This is a genomic window from Streptomyces sp. NPDC053427 (assembly GCF_044544985.1).
In the GTDB taxonomy this organism is placed as follows: Bacteria; Actinomycetota; Actinomycetes; order Streptomycetales; family Streptomycetaceae; genus Streptomyces.
The window spans coordinates 410,042-411,204 of record NZ_JBITYA010000009.1; the positions used below are offsets into that span (position 1 = coordinate 410,042).

A 1,163-nucleotide genomic window follows, 5' to 3' on the forward strand; every position below is an offset into this window, starting at 1 on the left:
CGACGACGGAGGCCAAGCCGGTCCGCCGGCGCACCCGCGCCAAGGCGGCAGTGGCCGAGGCCACGCCGGAGAGCTGACCTTCAGCACCGCCGACGGCCCGGCTCCCGCACCGCGCGGGAGCCGGGCCGTCGGCGCTTCACGGCTGCGAGCCGTCCGTTAGCCTCGCGCCATGAGCACGCCACCCACCCTCACGCTCCCCCCGCGCGCCCGCGCATACCGGCTCGAGACCGAGCGCGGGACGTTCGCCGTGCACGACGCCCGGCCCGACGGCGCCCCGGCCGGGACCGCCCTGCTGGTGCCGGGATTCACCGGGAGCAAGGAGGACTTCATCGCGCTCCTCGAACCGCTGGCCGCGGCCGGGTTCCGGGTGGTCGCGGTGGACGGGCGGGGGCAGCACGAATCCCCCGGCCCACGCGAGGAATCCGCCTACGCACAGCGGGAGTTGGCCCTCGACGTGCTCGCCCAGGCCCAAACCCTCGGCGGCCGGGTCCATCTGCTGGGGCACTCCCTGGGCGGCCTGATCACCCGGGCCGCCGCACTCCTCGACCCTGCCCCGTTCCGCTCGCTGACCGTACTCAGCTCCGGCCCGGCCGCCATCGCCGAGGCCCAGCACGCCCGGCTGCGGATGCTGACCGAGGCCCTGGGCACGCTGGACATGGAGGCGGTCTGGCAGGCGATGCGCGAACTGGACCCGGTGCCGGCGCCGGACGCGGCGGCACCGCCCGAGATCGAGGCGTTCCTGCACCGCCGCTGGCTGAACACCGTCCCCGAGCAGCTGATCGCGACCGGCCGTCAGATGCTGACGGAGCCCGACCGGGTGGCGGAACTGGCGGCCGTCGCACTGCCCAAGCACGTGGTCTCCGGAACCGTCGACTACGCCTGGCCGGTACCGCTGATGGACGCCATGGCCGAGCGGCTGGCCGCCCACCGCACCGTCATCGAGGGCGCCGAACACTCCCCCAACGCCGAACGCCCGACAGCGACGGCCGAGGCTTTGGGCGCCTTCTGGCGGTCCGCGGCGCTTGGCTCGGGCCCCACGTAGTCGGCCGTCCCGCCGTGGTTGGTTTCTCGCCGTTGCGCCTGCGGCGGGCGTGGGTTGTTCGGGAGCGGTGCCGGCCCTACACGGCTCCGCCGCTACGGTCCGTCCCCTCCCGTGGGTGGGT

Annotated in this window: 1 protein-coding gene; it reads left to right on the forward strand. The window is 75.1% G+C overall.

Annotation, left to right across the window (positions count from 1 at the left end):
• Positions 1-169 precede the first annotated feature (169 nt).
• Positions 170-1,042 (forward strand): alpha/beta fold hydrolase, encoded by an 873-nt coding sequence (locus ACIGWZ_RS26425; protein WP_400068728.1) that lies wholly within the window; start codon positions 170-172, stop codon positions 1,040-1,042.
• The last annotated feature ends 121 nt before the right edge of the window (positions 1,043-1,163 follow it).